The organism is Azospirillum oleiclasticum (genome assembly GCF_013423485.1).
Lineage (GTDB): Bacteria > Pseudomonadota > Alphaproteobacteria > Azospirillales > Azospirillaceae > Azospirillum > Azospirillum oleiclasticum.
Map to the genome: position 1 here is coordinate 1 of NZ_JABFFR010000117.1, position 415 is coordinate 415.

The following is a 415-nucleotide window of genomic DNA, read 5'->3' on the forward strand; positions in this document are numbered from 1 at the left end:
CCGCGGATGGCGGCGTCCACCGCCACCGCCTCGCGGAGCTGCACCGTGATGCGGGCGACGCTCGCCGCGAAATCGTCGGCGTCGAGCCGCCCGGCCTTGTGTTCGGCGACAAGGGCCGCCAGCGAGCGCTGATAGGCGCCCTGCGCGTCCACGCCGGTGGTGGCGGCCGTCTGCACCGCGTCGAGCGCCGCGGTGACCGGCGCCAGTGCCGGCCCGGTCAGACCAAGCGTCGCCACGAAATCGGACACGGTGCCGGTCAGGGCGCTCACCGGCGCCTGTGCCACCCCCGCCGAGGCCAGCAGAGACCGGTTGAGCTGCGCCAGCGCCTCGTCCAGCCGGGCGCTGCGGCCGGCGCCGGCGTCGAAGGTGGCGGTCAGGTCGCGCAGGTCGGTGGCGTACTGCGCCGCCGCCGCCG

1 protein-coding gene is annotated in these 415 nt (G+C 76.6%); it reads right to left on the reverse strand.

Annotation, left to right across the window (positions count from 1 at the left end; all coding sequences use genetic code 11):
* Positions 1 to 415, reverse strand: a 415-nt coding sequence (locus HL658_RS36525; RefSeq protein ID WP_211109950.1) for a hypothetical protein, incomplete at both ends; no start/stop codon positions are given.